General features: G+C 56.6%; 16 protein-coding genes and 1 pseudogene. 1 reads left to right on the top strand and 16 read right to left on the bottom strand.

Translation table 11 applies throughout. The features are described 5' to 3' along the window. Nucleotides 1–18 precede the first annotated feature (18 nt). The 16 genes and pseudogenes from flgK to BMZ63_RS12095 form a co-directional block, all read right to left on the bottom strand. Nucleotides 19–2,073, bottom strand: coding sequence for a flagellar hook-associated protein FlgK (gene flgK, locus BMZ63_RS12170; RefSeq protein WP_091705863.1), 2,055 nt, complete (start codon nt 2,071–2,073; stop codon nt 19–21). 6 nt (nt 2,074–2,079) lie between these two features. Continuing rightward, on the bottom strand, nt 2,080–3,093 hold the full coding sequence (flgJ, locus tag BMZ63_RS12165; RefSeq protein WP_091705914.1) for a flagellar assembly peptidoglycan hydrolase FlgJ: 1,014 nt from the start codon (nt 3,091–3,093) through the stop codon (nt 2,080–2,082). A gap of 8 nt (nt 3,094–3,101) precedes the next feature. Then, nucleotides 3,102–4,197 (bottom strand): annotated as a pseudogene (locus BMZ63_RS12160) (flagellar basal body P-ring protein FlgI). Continuing rightward, the gene (gene flgH, locus BMZ63_RS12155; protein ID WP_091705862.1) at nt 4,194–4,895 is read right to left on the bottom strand and encodes a flagellar basal body L-ring protein FlgH; all 702 of its coding nucleotides are present in this window, start codon (nt 4,893–4,895) and stop codon (nt 4,194–4,196) included. Before flgH ends, BMZ63_RS12160 begins: the two are co-directional and overlap by 4 nt. 3 nt (nt 4,896–4,898) lie before the next feature. Further along, complete coding sequence (flgG, locus tag BMZ63_RS12150; protein ID WP_091705860.1) at nt 4,899–5,687, bottom strand: flagellar basal-body rod protein FlgG; 789 nt, start codon at nt 5,685–5,687, stop codon at nt 4,899–4,901. Between the two features lie 81 nt (nt 5,688–5,768). After that, nucleotides 5,769–6,521 (bottom strand): flagellar basal body rod protein FlgF, encoded by a 753-nt coding sequence (locus BMZ63_RS12145; protein WP_091705858.1) that lies wholly within the window; start codon nt 6,519–6,521, stop codon nt 5,769–5,771. A gap of 76 nt (nt 6,522–6,597) precedes the next feature. Next, nucleotides 6,598–8,484: a flagellar hook protein FlgE gene (locus BMZ63_RS12140; protein WP_091705857.1), complete on the bottom strand. Its 1,887-nt coding sequence runs from the start codon at nt 8,482–8,484 to the stop codon at nt 6,598–6,600. Between the two features lie 29 nt (nt 8,485–8,513). After that, nucleotides 8,514–9,191 carry a flagellar hook assembly protein FlgD gene (locus BMZ63_RS12135; RefSeq protein ID WP_091705855.1) on the bottom strand — a complete coding sequence of 226 codons (678 nt, stop codon included), beginning with the start codon at nt 9,189–9,191 and terminating at the stop codon, nt 8,514–8,516. A 16-nt stretch (nt 9,192–9,207) separates the two neighbouring features. After that, on the bottom strand, nt 9,208–9,663 hold the full coding sequence (gene flgC / locus BMZ63_RS12130) for a flagellar basal body rod protein FlgC (protein ID WP_091705853.1): 456 nt from the start codon (nt 9,661–9,663) through the stop codon (nt 9,208–9,210). Between the two features lie 33 nt (nt 9,664–9,696). After that, entirely contained in the window at nt 9,697–10,095 is a 399-nt protein-coding gene (gene flgB / locus BMZ63_RS12125; RefSeq protein ID WP_091705851.1) for a flagellar basal body rod protein FlgB, read from the bottom strand. 188 nt (nt 10,096–10,283) lie between these two features. Beyond that, nucleotides 10,284–10,847 (bottom strand): nitroreductase family protein, encoded by a 564-nt coding sequence (locus tag BMZ63_RS12120; protein ID WP_091705849.1) that lies wholly within the window; start codon nt 10,845–10,847, stop codon nt 10,284–10,286. Nucleotides 10,848–10,863: 16 nt separating this feature from the next. Continuing rightward, nucleotides 10,864–11,682, bottom strand: coding sequence for an NADPH-dependent 7-cyano-7-deazaguanine reductase QueF (gene queF / locus BMZ63_RS12115; protein WP_091705847.1), 819 nt, complete (start codon nt 11,680–11,682; stop codon nt 10,864–10,866). Nucleotides 11,683–11,701: 19 nt separating this feature from the next. Next, on the bottom strand, nt 11,702–12,475 hold the full coding sequence (locus BMZ63_RS12110) for an ABC transporter permease (protein ID WP_091705845.1): 774 nt from the start codon (nt 12,473–12,475) through the stop codon (nt 11,702–11,704). Beyond that, nucleotides 12,472–13,419 (bottom strand): ABC transporter ATP-binding protein, encoded by a 948-nt coding sequence (locus tag BMZ63_RS12105; RefSeq protein WP_091705843.1) that lies wholly within the window; start codon nt 13,417–13,419, stop codon nt 12,472–12,474. Before BMZ63_RS12105 ends, BMZ63_RS12110 begins: the two co-directional genes overlap by 4 nt. Before the next feature lie 114 nt (nt 13,420–13,533). After that, nucleotides 13,534–14,832: a cyclic di-GMP phosphodiesterase gene (locus tag BMZ63_RS12100; protein WP_091705913.1), complete on the bottom strand. Its 1,299-nt coding sequence runs from the start codon at nt 14,830–14,832 to the stop codon at nt 13,534–13,536. A 115-nt stretch (nt 14,833–14,947) separates the two neighbouring features. Further along, on the bottom strand, nt 14,948–15,220 hold the full coding sequence (locus BMZ63_RS12095) for a PilZ domain-containing protein (RefSeq protein WP_091705911.1): 273 nt from the start codon (nt 15,218–15,220) through the stop codon (nt 14,948–14,950). A gap of 191 nt (nt 15,221–15,411) precedes the next feature. On the opposite strand from BMZ63_RS12095, the gene BMZ63_RS12090 reads away from it, so the two are divergent. Then, entirely contained in the window at nt 15,412–16,428 is a 1,017-nt protein-coding gene (locus tag BMZ63_RS12090; RefSeq protein WP_091705841.1) for a Fe(3+) ABC transporter substrate-binding protein, read from the top strand. Nucleotides 16,429–16,455 lie beyond the last annotated feature (27 nt).

Here is a 16,455-nt window from a genome sequence, read left to right as displayed (position 1 = left end):
CGTCGGTTACCTCAACTATTAACGGAAGCTTTGCAGCAACGTATTGAACAGATCCTGCGCCACCGACATCACCTGCGATGACGCGTTATAGGCCGCCTGATACTGGATCAGCTTCCCGGCTTCTTCGTCCAGGTTCACGCCGGAAACCGATTCGCGCTGGTTTTGTGACTGCTCCAGTAGAGTGGAGCTGGCGTCTTTATCCAGCTGGCTCTGGCGGGTTTTCACGCCGATGTCTTCCACCAGGCCGGCATAGCCTTCGGTGAAGTTCTGTGTGCCACCGTTCATGGTGTTCTGGGTGCCCAGAGCCGCCAGTAATTCGGCGTTCCGATTGTCAGAAATGCCGTTGTCATTGTATTCGATAGTAAACACATCGCCGTCGGCAGGCTCACCAGTAATTTCAAACTGATAGCCCTGATACATATCGCCGTCACCCAAATCAGAGCTGAAAATGGTATTAATTTCTTGAGGGTTGTATATCTGATCTTGCGGCTCCAACGGCCCATTACTGTCAGAAACGGTATAAGTAATATCAGAGCCGGTATTAGTGAACTCAATAGTGAGCGGCCCGTTAGCCAATTCTCCACTATTCCTGAATCCCTCCAATAAACCATTGGTATTTGGATTCCTTACGTTTAGCATTTTTCCCTGATTAATAACCGCTGATCCAAGGTTTTCCTTAACCAGTTTTCCACTAGCATTGTATTCCCCACCGCGCGCGCGAACTGGACTCGCAAACGCCAGATCTTCTTCCCGGCGAATGTTCATGCCAATGTATTCCGCCGCGTTCCGGCTCGGCTGAATCAGGAACTTGTCACCAGCATTAAATTGCCCGCCTTCCACACGGATATTGAAGCCGTCCATGGAGATTTCCGATTGTACCGGATCCGGCAGCCGCCCCTGGCGAACCGTTTCACCGCTTTCAGCGTTGATAAGCTCAAAATTACGGCCGTCACCGGAGAACTGCAGAGACCACGTACCAGCCGGCAGCTCGGTGCTATCAGTAATCTCAACTGCCAGTTGAGCATTTTTCGGTTCAGCGTTGTTGGCATTGGCTACCACCCGGCTGCGCTCGACAGCAGGGTTATTGATATCAGTGAAGAAGTTGCCACCCAGGTCCCCTTCCAGGTCCATGCCGATTTCGTGCTGATGATTGATGGAGGATGACAGCGCAATCGCCAGGCGCCCCAGTTCATCAAACGCGGGACGCAAAGCCTCCTGCTCGAACCGGCGCAGGCCACCGAGTTTTCCGCCTTTGATCTGGTCATCCACCAGCAGCGTCCGACCGGAGCTCTCGAGAATAAATTCCAGCCGGCTGGGGTCTTCTGCGCTGGTGCGGGTCGCGAACTCCGCAGAGTTACTGCCTGTAACCAGCGCCATGCCATTGGCCAATGACACGTTAACCTGGCTGCCTTCGGTTTCAGTCACCTTAATGCTGACCAACTCGGAAAGCTGACGCAGCTTTTCATCCCGTTGATCCATCAATTCCAGAGGCATTTTACCCTGGGCCACACCCGGCGATTCGGAAATGGCGAGGTTCAGTTCGGCAATGCTAGTGAGCAGAGAGTTGGCATCTTTCACTCCCTGCTGCATCTGGGTTTTGATCGATTCACGCTGCTGAATCAGCTCCTCATTCAGACCCTGGAAGCGGTTAACCACCTGCTGTCCTTCACTCAGCACCAGTTGACGCTGTGGCAGCGAGGTAGGATCCTCCGCCGCGTTCTGCATGGCGGCAAAGAAATTATTAAGCGCCTTGTTCAGACCGGTATCTTCACCGCCCAGCAAGTTGTCCAACCGGCTCAGTTCAGAATTGAGCGCCTGCTGTTCTCCGTTCAACGTACTGTCTTCGCGCAATTGCTGAGTCAGATACTCATCAGCCATACGGCGAATGTTGGAGACAAATACGCCACTGCCAATGGTTCCGGCACCGGTACGCTGGCCCGCCTGGGTTTCAAACTGCACTTCCTGGCGGCTGTAACCCGGGGTGTTGGCGTTGGTGATGTTGTTGCCGGTGGTGTTCAGAGCAGCCTGGTGGCCCAGCACACCGGTCAAACCGATTCCAATCAATCCTGCCATGGCCTGTTACTCCTCTGTACCTTGACCGCGCATGGACAGCGTCATCGCCGCGCTGCGGTCCATAATGCTGCGGATCTTGGATCCGTATTCCGGATCGGTGGCGTAGCCCGCTTCCTGAAGTTTGTCAGCGAACATGTCGGGCTTGTCCGCCGAGGACAGCACGTCTTTGTAACGTGGGTTACTCTGCAGGAAGTCGACGTAATCCCGGAAGCTGGCCTCGTAATCCTCATAGGCGCGGAAGTCAGCTTTTTCCTTCATGGGCACGCCGTCCCGGAATTCGGTTGTGGTGATGGTCACTGCATCGCCGGCCCACCGGCCATCGGCTTTAATACCAAACAGGTTGAAACTCGGCTCCTTGCCATCGCCTTCGATCATGTGCCGGCCCCAGCCGGTCTCCAGCGCTGCCTGGGCAATCATCAGCCTGGGATCAATGCCGCTCTCTTTCGCGACTTTTTCAGCCACCGGCATTAACTTGCCGACGAATTCCTCCGCGGAGTCAAATCTGGCGGGCAAGACCTCCGCCGGCTTACCATCGGTGCGCGGATCGGTCTCGGCCTCATTGCTGCCCTGTACCGCATTTGCCAGCTCACCTACCCGTGACAACTGCTCGGGCAGTTCCCGTGAAACCGCCGGCAGACTGCGATCATAGTCAGCCAGCGAGCTCTTGTGAGCCGCCAGCTTTTCGCCCTTGTTGTTCATGCCGGGAATCTGCTCACCCAATTGACGGACCAGCGCTTCGGCCAGGCCGGTCCCGGTGCCGCCAGCCATGCTCAGACTGACCTGGCTGTCGAACATATCGCGATAGGTATTGGCTTCGTTGCTGTTGAGGTAGTTGTCCTCGGCAAACACTTCGCCGGCCTTGCGCATGGACTTGAGCATTTCCTGCAGGAAAAGCCCCTCAAACTGCTTTGCCACCTCTTCCAGCGCCGCATTCTTGTCTGTGCGAGCCTGGGTTTTCAGGGAGTTCAGGCCCTGAAAGTCGGTATATACCTGTGCTTGTTGTACGCGATAGTCCTGCATGGTCACACCTAGATCACAATCAGCTCGGCACGTAATGCGCCTGCCTGCTTCAGTGCTTCAAGAACCGCCATTACATCCCCTGGCGCCGCACCCACCTGGTTCACCGCCTGAACAATGTCGTTCAGGGTGGTGGCGGGACCAAACTGGAACATACGGGCCGGATCTTCGGTAACGGCAATCTGGGTATTCTGTTCCACGGCGGTTTCACCCTCGGCCAGTGGATTGGGCTGCACCACTTCCGGGTTTTCCTGAATGGTGACCGTCATGTTGCCGTGGGTAATCGCCGCGGGGCTGACCTTCACGTTCTCACCCACCACAATGGTGCCGGTACGGCTGTTGATAACCACCCGGGCAGAGGACTCCGCAGGCTCAACCTCAATATTTTCCAGAATCGACAGAAAACTGACCCCGCTGGGATGGATCTCTCGGCGCACGCACTGACACCGACGTGGCGTCATGGGCGTAGGCCATATCCGGCCCCAGTTTCTCATTAATGGCCTCAACCACCCGGCGGGCTGTGGTGAAATCCGAACGCATCAGGTTAAAGGTGATGGTATCGCCCCGGGTGAACGGGGACTGGACCTCACGTTCGATGGTCGCGCCATTGGGAATGCGTCCAACGCTGGGCACGTTAACGGTTATGCGCGAACCGTCCTGGCCGCCCGCACCAAAGCCACCCACAATCAGGCTGCCCTGAGCCATGGCGTACACCTGGTCATCCGCGCCTCTCAGCGGGGTCATCAACAAGGTACCGCCACGCAGGCTTTCGGCATTGCCAATGGAAGAGACCGTGACATCCAGTTCCTGTCCGGCCTTGGCGAATGGCGGCAAATTGGCACTGATGGTCACCGCTGCCACGTTGTCGGAACTGGGGTTTACACCTTCCGGCAAGCTGATGCCAAACTTCTCCATCATGTTGCGCAGCGTCTGGTTGGTGAACGGAGCAGAATCTCCAGTGCCATCCAGGCCAACCACCAGGCCATAGCCTACCAGCTGGTTGTTACGCACGCCTTTGACCTTCGCCATATCTTTCAGGCGATCAGCCATGACCGGAGCGGCACAAACGGCCAGCAGGGTGAAAACAGCCAATGCATTGCGGATCATAGCGGCCACCATTCGCTGTTGAAGAACTGGGCCAGCCAGCCCATCCGGTTGGCCTGATCAAAATCACCGGTGCCGCCATAAGCGAACCGGGCATCAGCAATCCGGTTGGAGGCAACTGTATTGTCCGGCTGGATGTCCTGAGGGCGCACCAGGCCAGTCATTCGAATGTATTCGTCACCATTGGTCAGCGACAGCCATTTTTCGCCCCGCACCCGCAATACACCGTTGGGCAGTACTTCAACGACGGTAACACTGATACTGCCGGCAAGGCTGTTGCTTTGGTCGGCTTCGGCCGAACCCTCGAAATCGCGCTCCAGGTTGGCGGACGCGCTCAAGCCCAGCTTGTTGTACCCAAAGATATTCGGCTCTTCGAGGCCGAGTTCCTGGTCCTTGGTAATGCTGGTTTCGGCGTTCTTGCTGGCGCTGGTGGACTCTTGCAAGCGAACCGTCAGCACGTCACCGACGTTCAGTGCCTTGGTATCGCCGTACAAATTATAGTTACGCGACACCTGGTAGATGGCACCGGAGTCCGGATTACGCTGCACCATGGCCTGGGCCCGTGCTGGTGCGTAGGCCGGGTCATTCGGCTCGGCCCGGGGGCGGGTCATCGCGGTACAACCCTGCAACAGCACCAGAGCACCCACTACAGCCAAGGTGGCTGGCCGTTCTGTGTTAATGAGTTGACGAAGGTTTTTCATAATTTACCCGATGTTGTTGGTAATGAACTGAAGCATCTGGTCGGTGCTGGACACCACCTTGGAGTTCATTTCATAGGCCCGCTGGGTGGTGATCATGTTCACCAGCTCTTCCACCACTTCCACGTTGGAAGACTCAATAGTGCCCTGCTCCACGCTGCCCAGGCCGGCCAGGCCCGGCTCGCCTTCCGCCGGATCGCCACTGGCATTGGTCGCCTTGAACAGGTTGTTACCAATTGCCTGCAGGCCCTGCGGGTTGATGAAATCAACCAGGGTGACCTGACCAAGGTTGACAGGTGCGGCCTGATCGTCGGTTACCGCAGTAACCGTGCCGTCCTTGCCAATAGTGATGTTGGTGGCGTTTTCAGGCACGTTGATGTTTGGTTCCAGCGGATAGCCATCCGGGGTAACCACATCGCCATCGGAGTTAAGCTGGAACTGGCCATCCCGGGTGTAGGCAATCTGGCCGTCCGGCATTTCAATCTGGAAAAAGCCCCTGCCGTTCACAGCCATGTCCAGCGGCTGCTCGGTCACCTGCAGATTACCCTGGGTAAACTGTTTGGCGGTTCCCACTACCCGCACGCCGGTACCCAGTTGCAGGCCGGAAGGCAATTGGGTGTTTTCCGTGTTCTGGCCACCCGGCTGCCGGTTCACCTGATACAGCAGGTCCTGGAATACCGCCCGATCACGCTTGAAGCCGGTGGTATTCACGTTCGACAGGTTGTTCGAAATGGTGGACATGTTGGTGTCCTGTGCGCTCAACCCGGTTTTACTGACCCAAAGTGCTGGATGCATGGTTTTACTCCTTACCTTCTGCCATCTGGCCGACGATTTTTTGCCGTTTTTTTGGCAGTCGGTGCGTTTAATTCACTGTTATCAGAGATTCTGCAAAAGCCGTGCCGTAGCTTCAGAATTTTCGTTGGCGGTGGACATGACCTTCACCTGCATCTCGTACTGGCGGGAGAGCTGCAGGTTGGCGATCATCTCTTCCACGGCATTCACGTTCGAGCTTTCCAGAAAACCCGTGGCTACCCGCATTGCCCCATCGGCCGGTTCCGGGCCATCCAGCGCCTGGTCCGGCTTTCTTCGGATAAAGCCATCTTCCCCTTTTTCGAGGGCATCAGCCGGAGGGTTAACCAGTTTCAGCCGGTCAATTTCCACCATCTGATCCGGCGGGCCGCCAGCAGGGACGATGGAAATGGTGCCGTCGTTGCCAATCTGAATGTTGTCGTAGGGCGGCAAGGCAACCGGACCGCCATTACCCATGACCATCTCGCCGCTGGACAGGCGCATCATGCCGTTGACATCCACTTGCAGACTGCCGCTGCGGGTGAAGACTTCTTCGCCCTGGTCATTCTGTACCGCCAGCCAGCCGTCACCTTCCAGCGCCACATCCATTTTCCGGCCAGTTTCCTGCAAGGCACCGGCTGAAAGGTCCGTACCGGGCCTTTCGGTCATGGCATAGGCGCGTGTGGGATGGTGCTCGCCGAATACCGGCATGCTTCGGGCCTGGGCAAAATCCTTCTTGAAACCCGTGGTGTTAACGTTGGCCAGGTTGTTGGCATGGGCACGCTGGGCCATCATGTTCTGCTTGGCGCCAGACATCCCAATGTAGAGAGCTTTGTCCATGGGCAAACTCCTGCCGGAATTTTGACTGTTTCCAGTCTTCCTGCAGGAGTCGTGCCATGTTCACATGGAGGGGTTATTAGCGGAGGTTGATGATGGTCTGGGTGACTGCATCGGAGGTTTCAATGGTCTTGGCGTTAGCCTGATAGTTGCGCTGGGCAATGATCAGGTTGACCAGCTCTTCGGAGAGGTCCACATTCGACTCTTCCACGGAACTGGCCGCAATAGAGCCCAGGGTTCCGGTGCCTGGCTTGCCGATAACCGGCTGGCCAGACTCAAAGGTTTCCACCCAGGCGGTATCGCCTACCGGCGACAGACCGTCGGTGTTCTGGAAAGTCGCCAGGGCCACCTGGCCCAGCTCGTTGGACTGACCATTGGTGTAGCGGGCAAAGATGACGCCCTCATCGGACACATCCAGACCAGACAATCGGCCGGTCGTGTAGCCGTTTTGTTGCTGATCGTTCACACCAAAGGCGGCGCCATATTGGGTCGAATCACTTAGATCAACAACGAAAGCGGAGCCATATTCTCCATCCTCCGGAATAGGTGAAGGCACTTCTTCACCCGGACCCAGAGCAGGAGGACCTTCTGCACCATTGGGGTCGCCATTAGGGTCTTTGGGCACCCAGTCATCAATGACAATTTCGCCCAACGAGGAAACATCTCCGTTCTGATCCCGGATTGATTTAAGCTCACCACTCTCACTGAAGGTTGCGGTGTACGGATCCTCATCGGTCCCACCCACCAACTCACCATCAATTTCCATATACACTGACCACTGACTTTCACCTACACCGTTACCAGGGGAAGGCTCTTTCACGAAAAACTGCGTCAGTTCGTGGGAATTACCCAGGCTGTCGTAAATGGTTGTGGAGGTGGCATGGTTATAGGTGCGCTGATCCTCAGGGTTGAACGCGTTGACCGGTTCAACATCACCACCAACATAGGCATCTTCAATGGCCGTTACCGAAGACTCCATGTCGGTAACGCTCCGGTCCGTAGTTATTGACACCACACCCTGTTCAGTTTCATCAAAAACCGGAGTGCCCCCTGTATCGTCATACTGTACGTTCAGGCTCTCACCAGAATTGTGAGTAATAACCAGTTCACCACCGTCGGTAACATCTGCGGAGATGGAGTTATCGCTTTGTTGGCGGATTTTAGCCGCCAACTCGTCAACGTCACTAACACCGTCCAGATCAATAGCTCTCGGGCTGGTCTCATCACCAACGTAGAGCTCGAAAGACCCAAAATCGGCGCCTGCCATATCTCCAACAGCAAAGGAGGTGGATGCAGACGCGTTCACACCAGAAACCGATTGGAGCTTATTGACAATGTCATCGACCGAATCCGTCGAATCAAAGGTCACTTCATTAAGCTGGCCGTTAACATCAAAGGTAATGCTTTCCCCATCAGCAAACTGGTCGACTGTCAAGTCATCCCAACTACGGATCCTTTGTTCGAGGACCGACTCTCTAGAATCCAGATTCACATCCGTAAGCAAATTGGTAGTCCGACGGGGCGCCAGATTATCGGTCTGGATCTGCATGTCCCCACGCACGCCGGAGATATTGCCGTCGGCATCGGCCTGGTACCCCTGAACCTTCATGTTCTGGTTGTTCACCACGAAACCGTCTTTATCGATACCGAACTCACCGGCCCTTGAATAACGGGTCTCACCACCATCACTCAATACAAAGAACCCGTCACCATCAATGGCCATATCCAGGCCGTTGTCGGTGAAACTGATGTTGCCCTGGCCGAACTGCTGCTGGATATCCTGAACGGTGACGCCGTCACCAACCGGGTTGCTACCGGAGCTCAGGAAACCGTTGGCGTAGAGATCACCAAACTGCGCCCGGCTGCTTTTAAAACCGACGGTGCTGGCGTTGGCAATGTTGTTACCGGTGACGTCCAGATCCACCTGGGCGGCCCGAAGACCACTTAACCCTGTATTAAATGCCATGACGTGTTACCTCCTGGTCTGACACCGGTTCAATTAATCTGTCTGACTTCGGAAAGCGGCAGGGAGCCGAGGCCGGCCAGGTTCAGGGTGATGGCTCCACCCTGCCCCAGCGACACGCTATCCACGTTCGCGCTTACCATGGTTGAAAGCTGTTCCGTGCCGGAGGGATAGGAACCCTCCGCCTTGATCACGTAGGCGCCCGGCGGCAAGGAATTGCCGTTGCCATCCTTGCCGTCCCATTCAAAGGAGGCAATGCCAGGCTCGCTGCTGCCCATATCGATCTGGCGCACGAGTTCCCCGGACTTGTTCATGACCGAAATCCGCAGGCCACCTGTAGATGCCGGCACTTCCACCGTGCCGGACAACTGACCGTCACTGCCGAGGATGCCAACGCTGGATGGTGCAAGCACGCTCTTGCCCACCATGGCAGAGGCTTGCAGTGCCTGGCTGGAGCGGAACTGGCTGGCGACATCGTCCACGGTGCTGGACAGGTTCTCCATTTGCTCAAGTGAGCTGAACTGCGCCAGCTGGGCGACAAAATCGCCGTTTTCCTGGGGCTTGAGCGGGTCCTGATTTTTCATCTGGGCGATCATCAGCTCCATGAAGGCGTCTTTACCCAGTTCACTGTTACCCTTGGCCTGCTTCTCCTGCTGGACCTGATACTGGCTCAGTACGTCTGAGGCGGCTGAGGAATTCACTGCGCTCATGATAGTCTCCTAGCTGTTACTGCTGACCCAGTGTCAGGACACGCTGCATCATGGATTTGGTGGCGTTCATCACGTCCACGTTCATTTGAAAACTGCGGGATGAGGACATCATATCCGCCATTTCTTCGGCCACGTTCACATTCGGGTAATACACGTAACCGTCTTCATTGGCAGCCGGGTGATTCGGCTCGTATCGCATCTGCAACTCGGCTTCACTTTCCACAATCCCCTCAACCCGAACACCGGCACCGGGCCCCTGCTCGCCGGAGCCAGTTGCGCCAAACGTGTGTTGGTCAGGATTCAGCATGGACTGCTGAATGGCGGCAAACACCGGCTTACGGGCCCGATAGGTCGTCTCGGTGCTGGAACTGGCGGTCTCTGCATTGGCAATGTTCGAGGCGGTGGTATTCAGGCGCAGTGACTGCGCGGTCATGCCGGAACCTGCGATATCGAAAATGTTGCCCAGTGACATGACTGTCTCCTTCAAGAATCAGTTATTGGCGAACTATTCGCCTTTCAGGGCCTTCTTCAGGCCAGAGAATTTGCTGTTCAGAAATTCAAAGCTGGCCTGATAATCCATGGCGTTACGCATGAACCGGCTCTGTTCGCTTTGCGCCTCAACCGTATTGCCATCGATGGACGGCTGATTGGGTGTGCGATACAACAGCTCGCCATCGGCACCCGGGCTGGAAGTGTCCATGTGCCCGCTGTGAGTGGTTTGCATGTTGAAGCCGGATACGGAGTCCTGGGCCTTCTGCATCATCGCCTTGAAATCGATATCGCGGGCCTTGTAGCCCGGGGTGTCGGCATTGGCGAGGTTGTTGGCCAGAACTTCGGCACGCTTCACACGTGCCTGAAGCGCGTGTTCGTGAATGCCCAGTGCGTTGTCAAAACTGATTGCCATGGTCCCCTCCGGAAATCTGCAGCGGCGACCCGGGCGTTGCCGGTTTGCCGTTTTTGCGTTCTGCCAGAGGAAAAGCAAGAGGGATGCCAGAAATTGAAAAGCCCGCAATGGTGCGGGCTGGAGGGAATCTGATCAAAACATGAGCGGCATAAATCTGTCGCTTTTGAGGGCTGCCGGCAAAGGCTTTCCTAAGACTTCAGGGTTTGCCGGTAACCGACAAACTCACTGTTGCCAGGGCGAGGTACCGAAGGTTTTTGGGCAACAACGGTTCCGGTGTAGAGAAACCCGACAATGTGCTCGTGCTCTTCCAGACCCAGCGCGCCATGCACACTTGGGGCGTAAGCGACTTGCCCTGTACGCCACATGGTGCCAAAACCGGCGTCGTTAATCGCCAGGGAAAGCAGGGTGAGACTGCTGCCCGCCGCCAGTATCTGTTCGATTTCCGGCACTTTCGGATGATGCCTGGGGCTGGCGATACCCACAATGATCATGGGCGCCCGTAACGGTGCCTTACGAGCCTTTTCCAACTCCTGCTCAGTGGCGTTATTCGGGCAGGCTGCAGCAAAGGCTTCACCCAGTTCCCTGAGGGCCTCCCCTTCCAGCACCAGATAACGCCAGGGGCGCAGCAGAGCGTGGTCCGGCGCACGACCCGCACACTGGAACGCGGCTTCCAGCACATCCTCCCCGGGTGCGGGAGCCTGCAATCTGGGTTCTGAAGCCCGGTTCATGAGAAATCGGGTAACCGTGCTCATAACTTCCCCTTCGTGGTTACTGTCGAATCAAGCGGGGGCCAGGCCCGTCCCCTGCGCTGGTACTACGCCATGGGTTGATGTCCAGACCACCCCGGCGGGTATACCGGGCGCAGACCATCAACTCCGTGGGCTGGCAATGGTGCATCAAATCAGTAAACAGAGTTTCCACGCAATGCTCGTGAAAGTCCTGTTTCTGCCGGAAGCCAACAATATAGCGCAACAATCCTGAAGCATCGATTCGCGGGCCCGTGTAGCGTATCAGCACCGTTGCCCAGTCCGGTTGGCCGGTCACGGGGCAGTTGCTTTTCAACAAATGGGAACACAGCTGTTCGGTGACCGTGCCCCCTCCCGCTGACAAGGAATCAGGTGCGTAGTCATAAACCACATCCTCCACCGGCAGGTCATCAATCAACCGGTACCCCTCCGGCCGGCCGACAGCCGGCTCTGTCTCGTCCACGCTGCGCATGCGAACGTGCACCGCTGCCCCACAGGCACTGGACAGGTCCGCTTCCATGGTGTGCTGTACCTGCTCAACCGAGGAAAACACCGCCTGGTTGAAGGAGTTGAGGTACAGTTTCAGCGACTTGCTTTCAATAATGGCCGGAGAAGCCGCCGGAAAGCGAATCTCCGCCCAGGCTACCGCCGGCACTCCGCCCGGGCGTAGCCAGGACAACTCCCAGGCTTGCCACAAGTCTTCACCGAACCATGGCCAACGACCATCGTCCAGATCCAACCGCCGGCGGTTTTCCTCCCGGGGTACCGGAAACAACAAGGTTGGATCGTACCGATCCGGGTATTCGCTGGTCTTGCCCAGCGGTGCTTTGTCCAGAGCCATGAAGCTATCCTGAAGCCGTTCAGTGACGAATGCCCTTGCCTCTTGCCAGCATACGCAGGGCAATGGCGGCAAGCAGCACAATAAAGACCAGAATCATACCAAGAGAAACGAACGGATTGACGTCCGAAACACCCAGTATGCCGTAGCGAAACCCATTCACCATGTACAGGATCGGGTTGACCATGGAGACACCCTGCCAGAACTCCGGGAGCATCTGGATACTGTAGAACACCCCGCCAAGATAGGTCAGTGGCGTCAGGATAAAGGTCGGCACAATCGAGATATCATCGAACTTGGTGGCCAGCATGGCATTAATAAACCCGCCCAGAGAAAACAGCGCCGAGGTCAGGAACACGGTAATCACCACCATCGGCAGGTTGTGGATCGACAGCCTCGTGAACGCCAGGGACAGGAGAGTGACAATCAGGCCAATACTGAGGCCCCGCGCCATACCGCCGGCCACATAACCAGCCAGGATGGTCCAGTTAGGCACCGGCGACACCAGCAGCTCTTCAATACTGCGCTGAAATTTCATGGAAAAAAACGACGACACCACGTTGCCATAGGAGTTGGTGATGACCGCCATCATGATCAGCCCGGGCACAATGAACTGCATGTAGTCATAGCCCCCCATCTCACCGATTCTGGAGCCGATCAGATTGCCGAAAATAATGAAATAAAGCGTCATGGTGACCGCTGGCGGCAGCAGAGTTTGCGCCCAGATGCGGGTAAACCGGCGTACTTCCCGAACGACAATGGTGACGAAGGCCACCCACAAGGCATGCAAGGTCATACGCGGCCCTCCCCTTTGGCGTTTTCCCGGGCGTTGTCTTCCACCATCCGTACAAACAGCTCTTCCAGGCGGTTGGCCTTGGTGCGCATGCTGAGCACCTTGATGCCCTGTTTTTCCAGTTCCACGAACAACGGATTCAGGCCCTGCCCCTTGGTCACGTCCACTTCCAGCGCACCTTCTCCGTTCAGCGTGCAACGGTATCCCTCCAGTTCCGGCGCTGCCGGCAATTCCTGCTCGGTATCCAGGACAAAGGTTTCCACGCTCAGTTGCTGAAGTAACTCCCGCTTGCTGGTGTGTCGGATAATCTCGCCGTGATCAATAATGGCTATGTTCCGGCAAAGGGCTTCCGCCTCTTCCAGGTAATGGGTGGTCAGAATAATGGTGGTGCCCTGACGGTTCATCTCTTCCAGGAACTGCCACATGGAACGGCGCAGTTCTATATCCACGCCCGCCGTGGGCTCGTCCAGAATCAGCAACCTGGGTTCGTGAACCAGCGCCCGGGCAATCATCAGCCGGCGTTTCATGCCGCCGGACAGCATCCGTGCGGGCGTGTTGCGCTTGTCCCAGAGCCCCAGTTTTTTCAGGTATTTCTCGGCCGATACCCGTGACTGCTTGAGGGGAATGCCGTAATACCCGGCCTGGGTGGTGACAATGTCGAACACTTTTTCGAACTGGTTGAAATTGAACTCCTGGGGGACCACGCCCAGATTCAGCTTGGCACCGGCCAGGTCCGTATCGATATCATGGCCGAACACCTTTACCGTGCCGCCACTTTTATTCACCAGCGAGCTGACAATCCCCAGGGTGGTGGATTTGCCCGCACCGTTCGGGCCCAGCAGTGCGAAGAAGTCACCTTCGTTTACATGCAGATCAATGCCTTTCAGGGCCTTAAAGCCATCACCGTAGCTTTTATGCAACCCTTTGATTTCCAGTGCACAGGTCATAAAACCTTACCGTTATCAACGAAAACAGCCCGCATGGTGCGGGCTGAAAGGATAGAGTGCTATTGAATTGAGTCGAATAGCGGGATTTCAAGGGCTACAGTGCAAAAACACCCTTTAACGCCCGATCAACCGGCCCAGGGACCAGCGGGATTCCCCACCGGTGAGGTCATAAGCGGAAGGGTCGAGGCCGCGGGTTCCACTTGGCAGGCAGGCCAGAACCTTCAATACCTGCGAGGCATCGCGCCCTTCGTTAATCCGGGCCAGATCCAGTATGCGCGACGACTTCAGCGGTTTGTGCTCGGCGTCCTGCATTACCATGACCCTCGGCCATAAACGGCGCTCAGGGGAATGGGACACCACAACCCCCCGCTGGCCGTCCGACAATTCCACCAGCGACCCGGTCGGGTAGACCCCGATGGCCTGAATAAAAGTCTCCACCAGATCTTCCTGAAACTCGATATTCCGCATGTCGTAGAGCAATGCCACCGCCCTGGCCGGCGTAAGTGGGGAATGATCTTCACGGGGCGCCACCAGCGACTCGAAAAACTCCGCAATCCCCGCCACTTTGGCCAGCACCGGAATACGGTCCCCTCTGATTCCCTGGGGGAAACCGGAGCCATTGTGGCGCTCGCGATGGTTCTCCACCACCGTCATTACCGCCCGGGGCAAACCGCTCTGGGCCAGCATTTCAACGCCCCGGGAAACATAGCTCCGGTACTGCTGATAGTCCTCGCGGGACAACTGTTGCTCGTGCCGGAGTAATTCCCGTGGCAAGGTGGTTTTGCCCACCTGAGACAGCAGGCAGCCCAGCCCCAGATGGTTGAGAAGCTCTTCCTTCAAACCCAGTTGACGGCCGCATACCAGGGCCCACACAGCGGTGTTTAGGGCATGGCGATAGACCAGATCATCGAATTGCCGGGTACGACTGAGCCATAACAACGCATTGGGCTGGCGCACGACGCTGGCGACCACTTTCCGGGTCACTGCCTCAGCCGGACGGGTGTCGGGAGTCTTGCCAGACTGGAGGGTTACAAAGGTGTCCTGCAAGGCTCTCTCTGCATCGGCCAGCAAGCGCTGGCAGGCTTTCACCTCCTTCTCCAGAGGCTGTTCAGTCTGGTAGCGAACCGGTTGGCGAATATTCAGCGGTGGCAGCTTGAGCGTTTCCCGTCCCTGCCCCCGCAATGATGAACCAGAGCCAAAACCGGCGCCTCCGGCCGATAGCGAGGCCCTGCCCTCGTCGACATCAATCATCACCCAGCGGCAATGGGACACCACCGCCTGGATGTCTGCCTGACTACGAACATGAAACCCCTGAATCGGGAACGGGGTCTGATGCCACGGCCGATCGAGATCCGACACAAACATGCCGATCTCCAGATCATGCGCCGCTATCTTCTGCTGTCGGACACCCACCATGCACCTCGTAACCATTGCCTGAATCCATTCAGCAATATAACCCACTCCACGCACCAACCAAGACGGCAAATTGTCGCACTGTGATTACTCTCACAGCTGGCCTGTGAAGGCCTCAGCAATTCTCGAACTGCAGCCCCAGGCCGTCGTCGGTACGGCGCACCACTTTCATGTCAAGCACCGGAGCGGGCACTGGCAGCCCCTGCACCTGAACAGTCACACGATCCCCCAGCTCCGGCCGGAAATGGTCATTCTCCATCACAATAAACAGCCCGCCGTCGGATATGTCACCGGTTGAAAAATCAAACTCACCAAACAGCCTATGCACTACCCTGACCCGGGCTTTCATGGCTGTGCGCTCGTGCTGCCTGCGTTCTTCTCCTGTCATGGTACTCAAGTCCTTTTCTTGGTTATCCCTGGAGGTGTCGGCAAGCATATCAATAAATTTAGCTCAAATTGCCAAGAATGCTTGACTGAAATGCGGTTAGCAATGAGAATGGTTACCGTTTATAGATAGCTACCCTGTCCCTGACAGTTAAGCTGACCCATAAAAGAGAAAACACAGGAAGGAATGACGCTATGCGAATGAAGCTTGCCGCTACCGCTGCAGCAGCCCTGGCTGCCCTGCCCCTGAGCGCCTCTGCTGATGGCGAGGTCAACATCTACTCCTATCGTCAGGCGTTTCTGTTGGAACCTCTGCTGGAAGCATTCGAGAAGGAAACCGGCATCGAGTCCAACGTGGTATTCGCCAAGAAAGGCCTGGCGGAACGTCTGGAGCGTGAAGGCCGCAACAGCCCGGCAGACGTGGTGATGACCGTTGATATCTCACGGATCAATGAGCTGGTCGAGCGCGACCTGGTTGAAGGTGTGGAGACCGACACCCTGAACCAGAACATTCCGGAAAACCTGCGCCATCCTGAAGGTAAATGGTACGCCCTGACCACCCGCGGCCGGCTGATCTTCGCGTCGAAGGAGCGCGTTGAAAAAGGCGAAATTTCCACCTATGAAGATCTGGCAGACGAAAAGTGGGATGACCGCATCTGTACCCGCAGCGGCAAACATCCGTACAACATCGCCCTGTTCTCCTCGATGATCGCCCACCACGGTGAAGAAAAAACCGAACAGTGGCTGGAAGGCGTGAAAGACAATCTGGCCCGCAAACCACAGGGTGGCGACCGCGACCAGATCAAAGCCATCGCCGAAGGTGTGTGCGACCTGTCCATCGGCAACAGCTACTACTACGGCAAGATGCTGGAAGACGAAAACCAGCGCCCCATCGCAGAGCAGGTGTTCCTGGTGTTCCCGAATGCCGAGGGCCGTGGTACCCACGTAAACATTTCCGGTATCGCCCTGACCAAGAGCGCGCCAAACAAGGAAAACGCCATCAAACTGATGGAATTCCTGTCCTCACCGGAAGCCCAGCGCATCTACGCAGAGGCCAACTTCGAATACCCGGCCAACCCGGACATTCAGCCATCCGGCATCGTCGCCGAGTGGGGTGAAATCAACCCGGATGACCTGTCTTTGCAGGAGATCGCCGAAAACCGCAATGCAGCGGTAAAACTGGTTGATCGCGTCGATTACGACGGCGAATAAGCAACCACATACGGGGTGCCTGAGGGC

The organism is Marinobacter persicus (assembly GCF_900114155.1).
In the GTDB taxonomy this organism is placed as follows: domain Bacteria; phylum Pseudomonadota; class Gammaproteobacteria; order Pseudomonadales; family Oleiphilaceae; genus Marinobacter; species Marinobacter persicus.
The sequence above is the reverse complement of the archived record's forward strand: the minus strand, read 5'-3'. Positions and strand labels throughout refer to the sequence as shown.

Excerpts from the sequence above, each read along its gene's own strand:
- flgK (WP_091705863.1), bottom strand. The coding sequence starts at position 2,073 with ATGGCAGGATTGATTGGAATCGGTTTGACCGGTGTGCTGGGCCACCAG.
- flgJ (WP_091705914.1), bottom strand. The coding sequence starts at position 3,093 with ATGCAGGACTATCGCGTACAACAAGCACAGGTATATACCGACTTTCAG.
- flgH (WP_091705862.1), bottom strand. The coding sequence starts at position 4,895 with ATGAAAAACCTTCGTCAACTCATTAACACAGAACGGCCAGCCACCTTG.
- flgG (WP_091705860.1), bottom strand. The coding sequence starts at position 5,687 with ATGCATCCAGCACTTTGGGTCAGTAAAACCGGGTTGAGCGCACAGGAC.
- BMZ63_RS12145 (WP_091705858.1), bottom strand. The coding sequence starts at position 6,521 with ATGGACAAAGCTCTCTACATTGGGATGTCTGGCGCCAAGCAGAACATG.
- BMZ63_RS12140 (WP_091705857.1), bottom strand. The coding sequence starts at position 8,484 with ATGGCATTTAATACAGGGTTAAGTGGTCTTCGGGCCGCCCAGGTGGAT.
- BMZ63_RS12135 (WP_091705855.1), bottom strand. The coding sequence starts at position 9,191 with ATGAGCGCAGTGAATTCCTCAGCCGCCTCAGACGTACTGAGCCAGTAT.
- flgC (WP_091705853.1), bottom strand. The coding sequence starts at position 9,663 with ATGTCACTGGGCAACATTTTCGATATCGCAGGTTCCGGCATGACCGCG.
- flgB (WP_091705851.1), bottom strand. The coding sequence starts at position 10,095 with ATGGCAATCAGTTTTGACAACGCACTGGGCATTCACGAACACGCGCTT.
- BMZ63_RS12120 (WP_091705849.1), bottom strand. The coding sequence starts at position 10,847 with ATGAGCACGGTTACCCGATTTCTCATGAACCGGGCTTCAGAACCCAGA.
- queF (WP_091705847.1), bottom strand. The coding sequence starts at position 11,682 with ATGGCTCTGGACAAAGCACCGCTGGGCAAGACCAGCGAATACCCGGAT.
- BMZ63_RS12110 (WP_091705845.1), bottom strand. The coding sequence starts at position 12,475 with ATGACCTTGCATGCCTTGTGGGTGGCCTTCGTCACCATTGTCGTTCGG.
- BMZ63_RS12105 (WP_091705843.1), bottom strand. The coding sequence starts at position 13,419 with ATGACCTGTGCACTGGAAATCAAAGGGTTGCATAAAAGCTACGGTGAT.
- BMZ63_RS12095 (WP_091705911.1), bottom strand. The coding sequence starts at position 15,220 with ATGACAGGAGAAGAACGCAGGCAGCACGAGCGCACAGCCATGAAAGCC.
- BMZ63_RS12090 (WP_091705841.1), top strand. The coding sequence starts at position 15,412 with ATGCGAATGAAGCTTGCCGCTACCGCTGCAGCAGCCCTGGCTGCCCTG.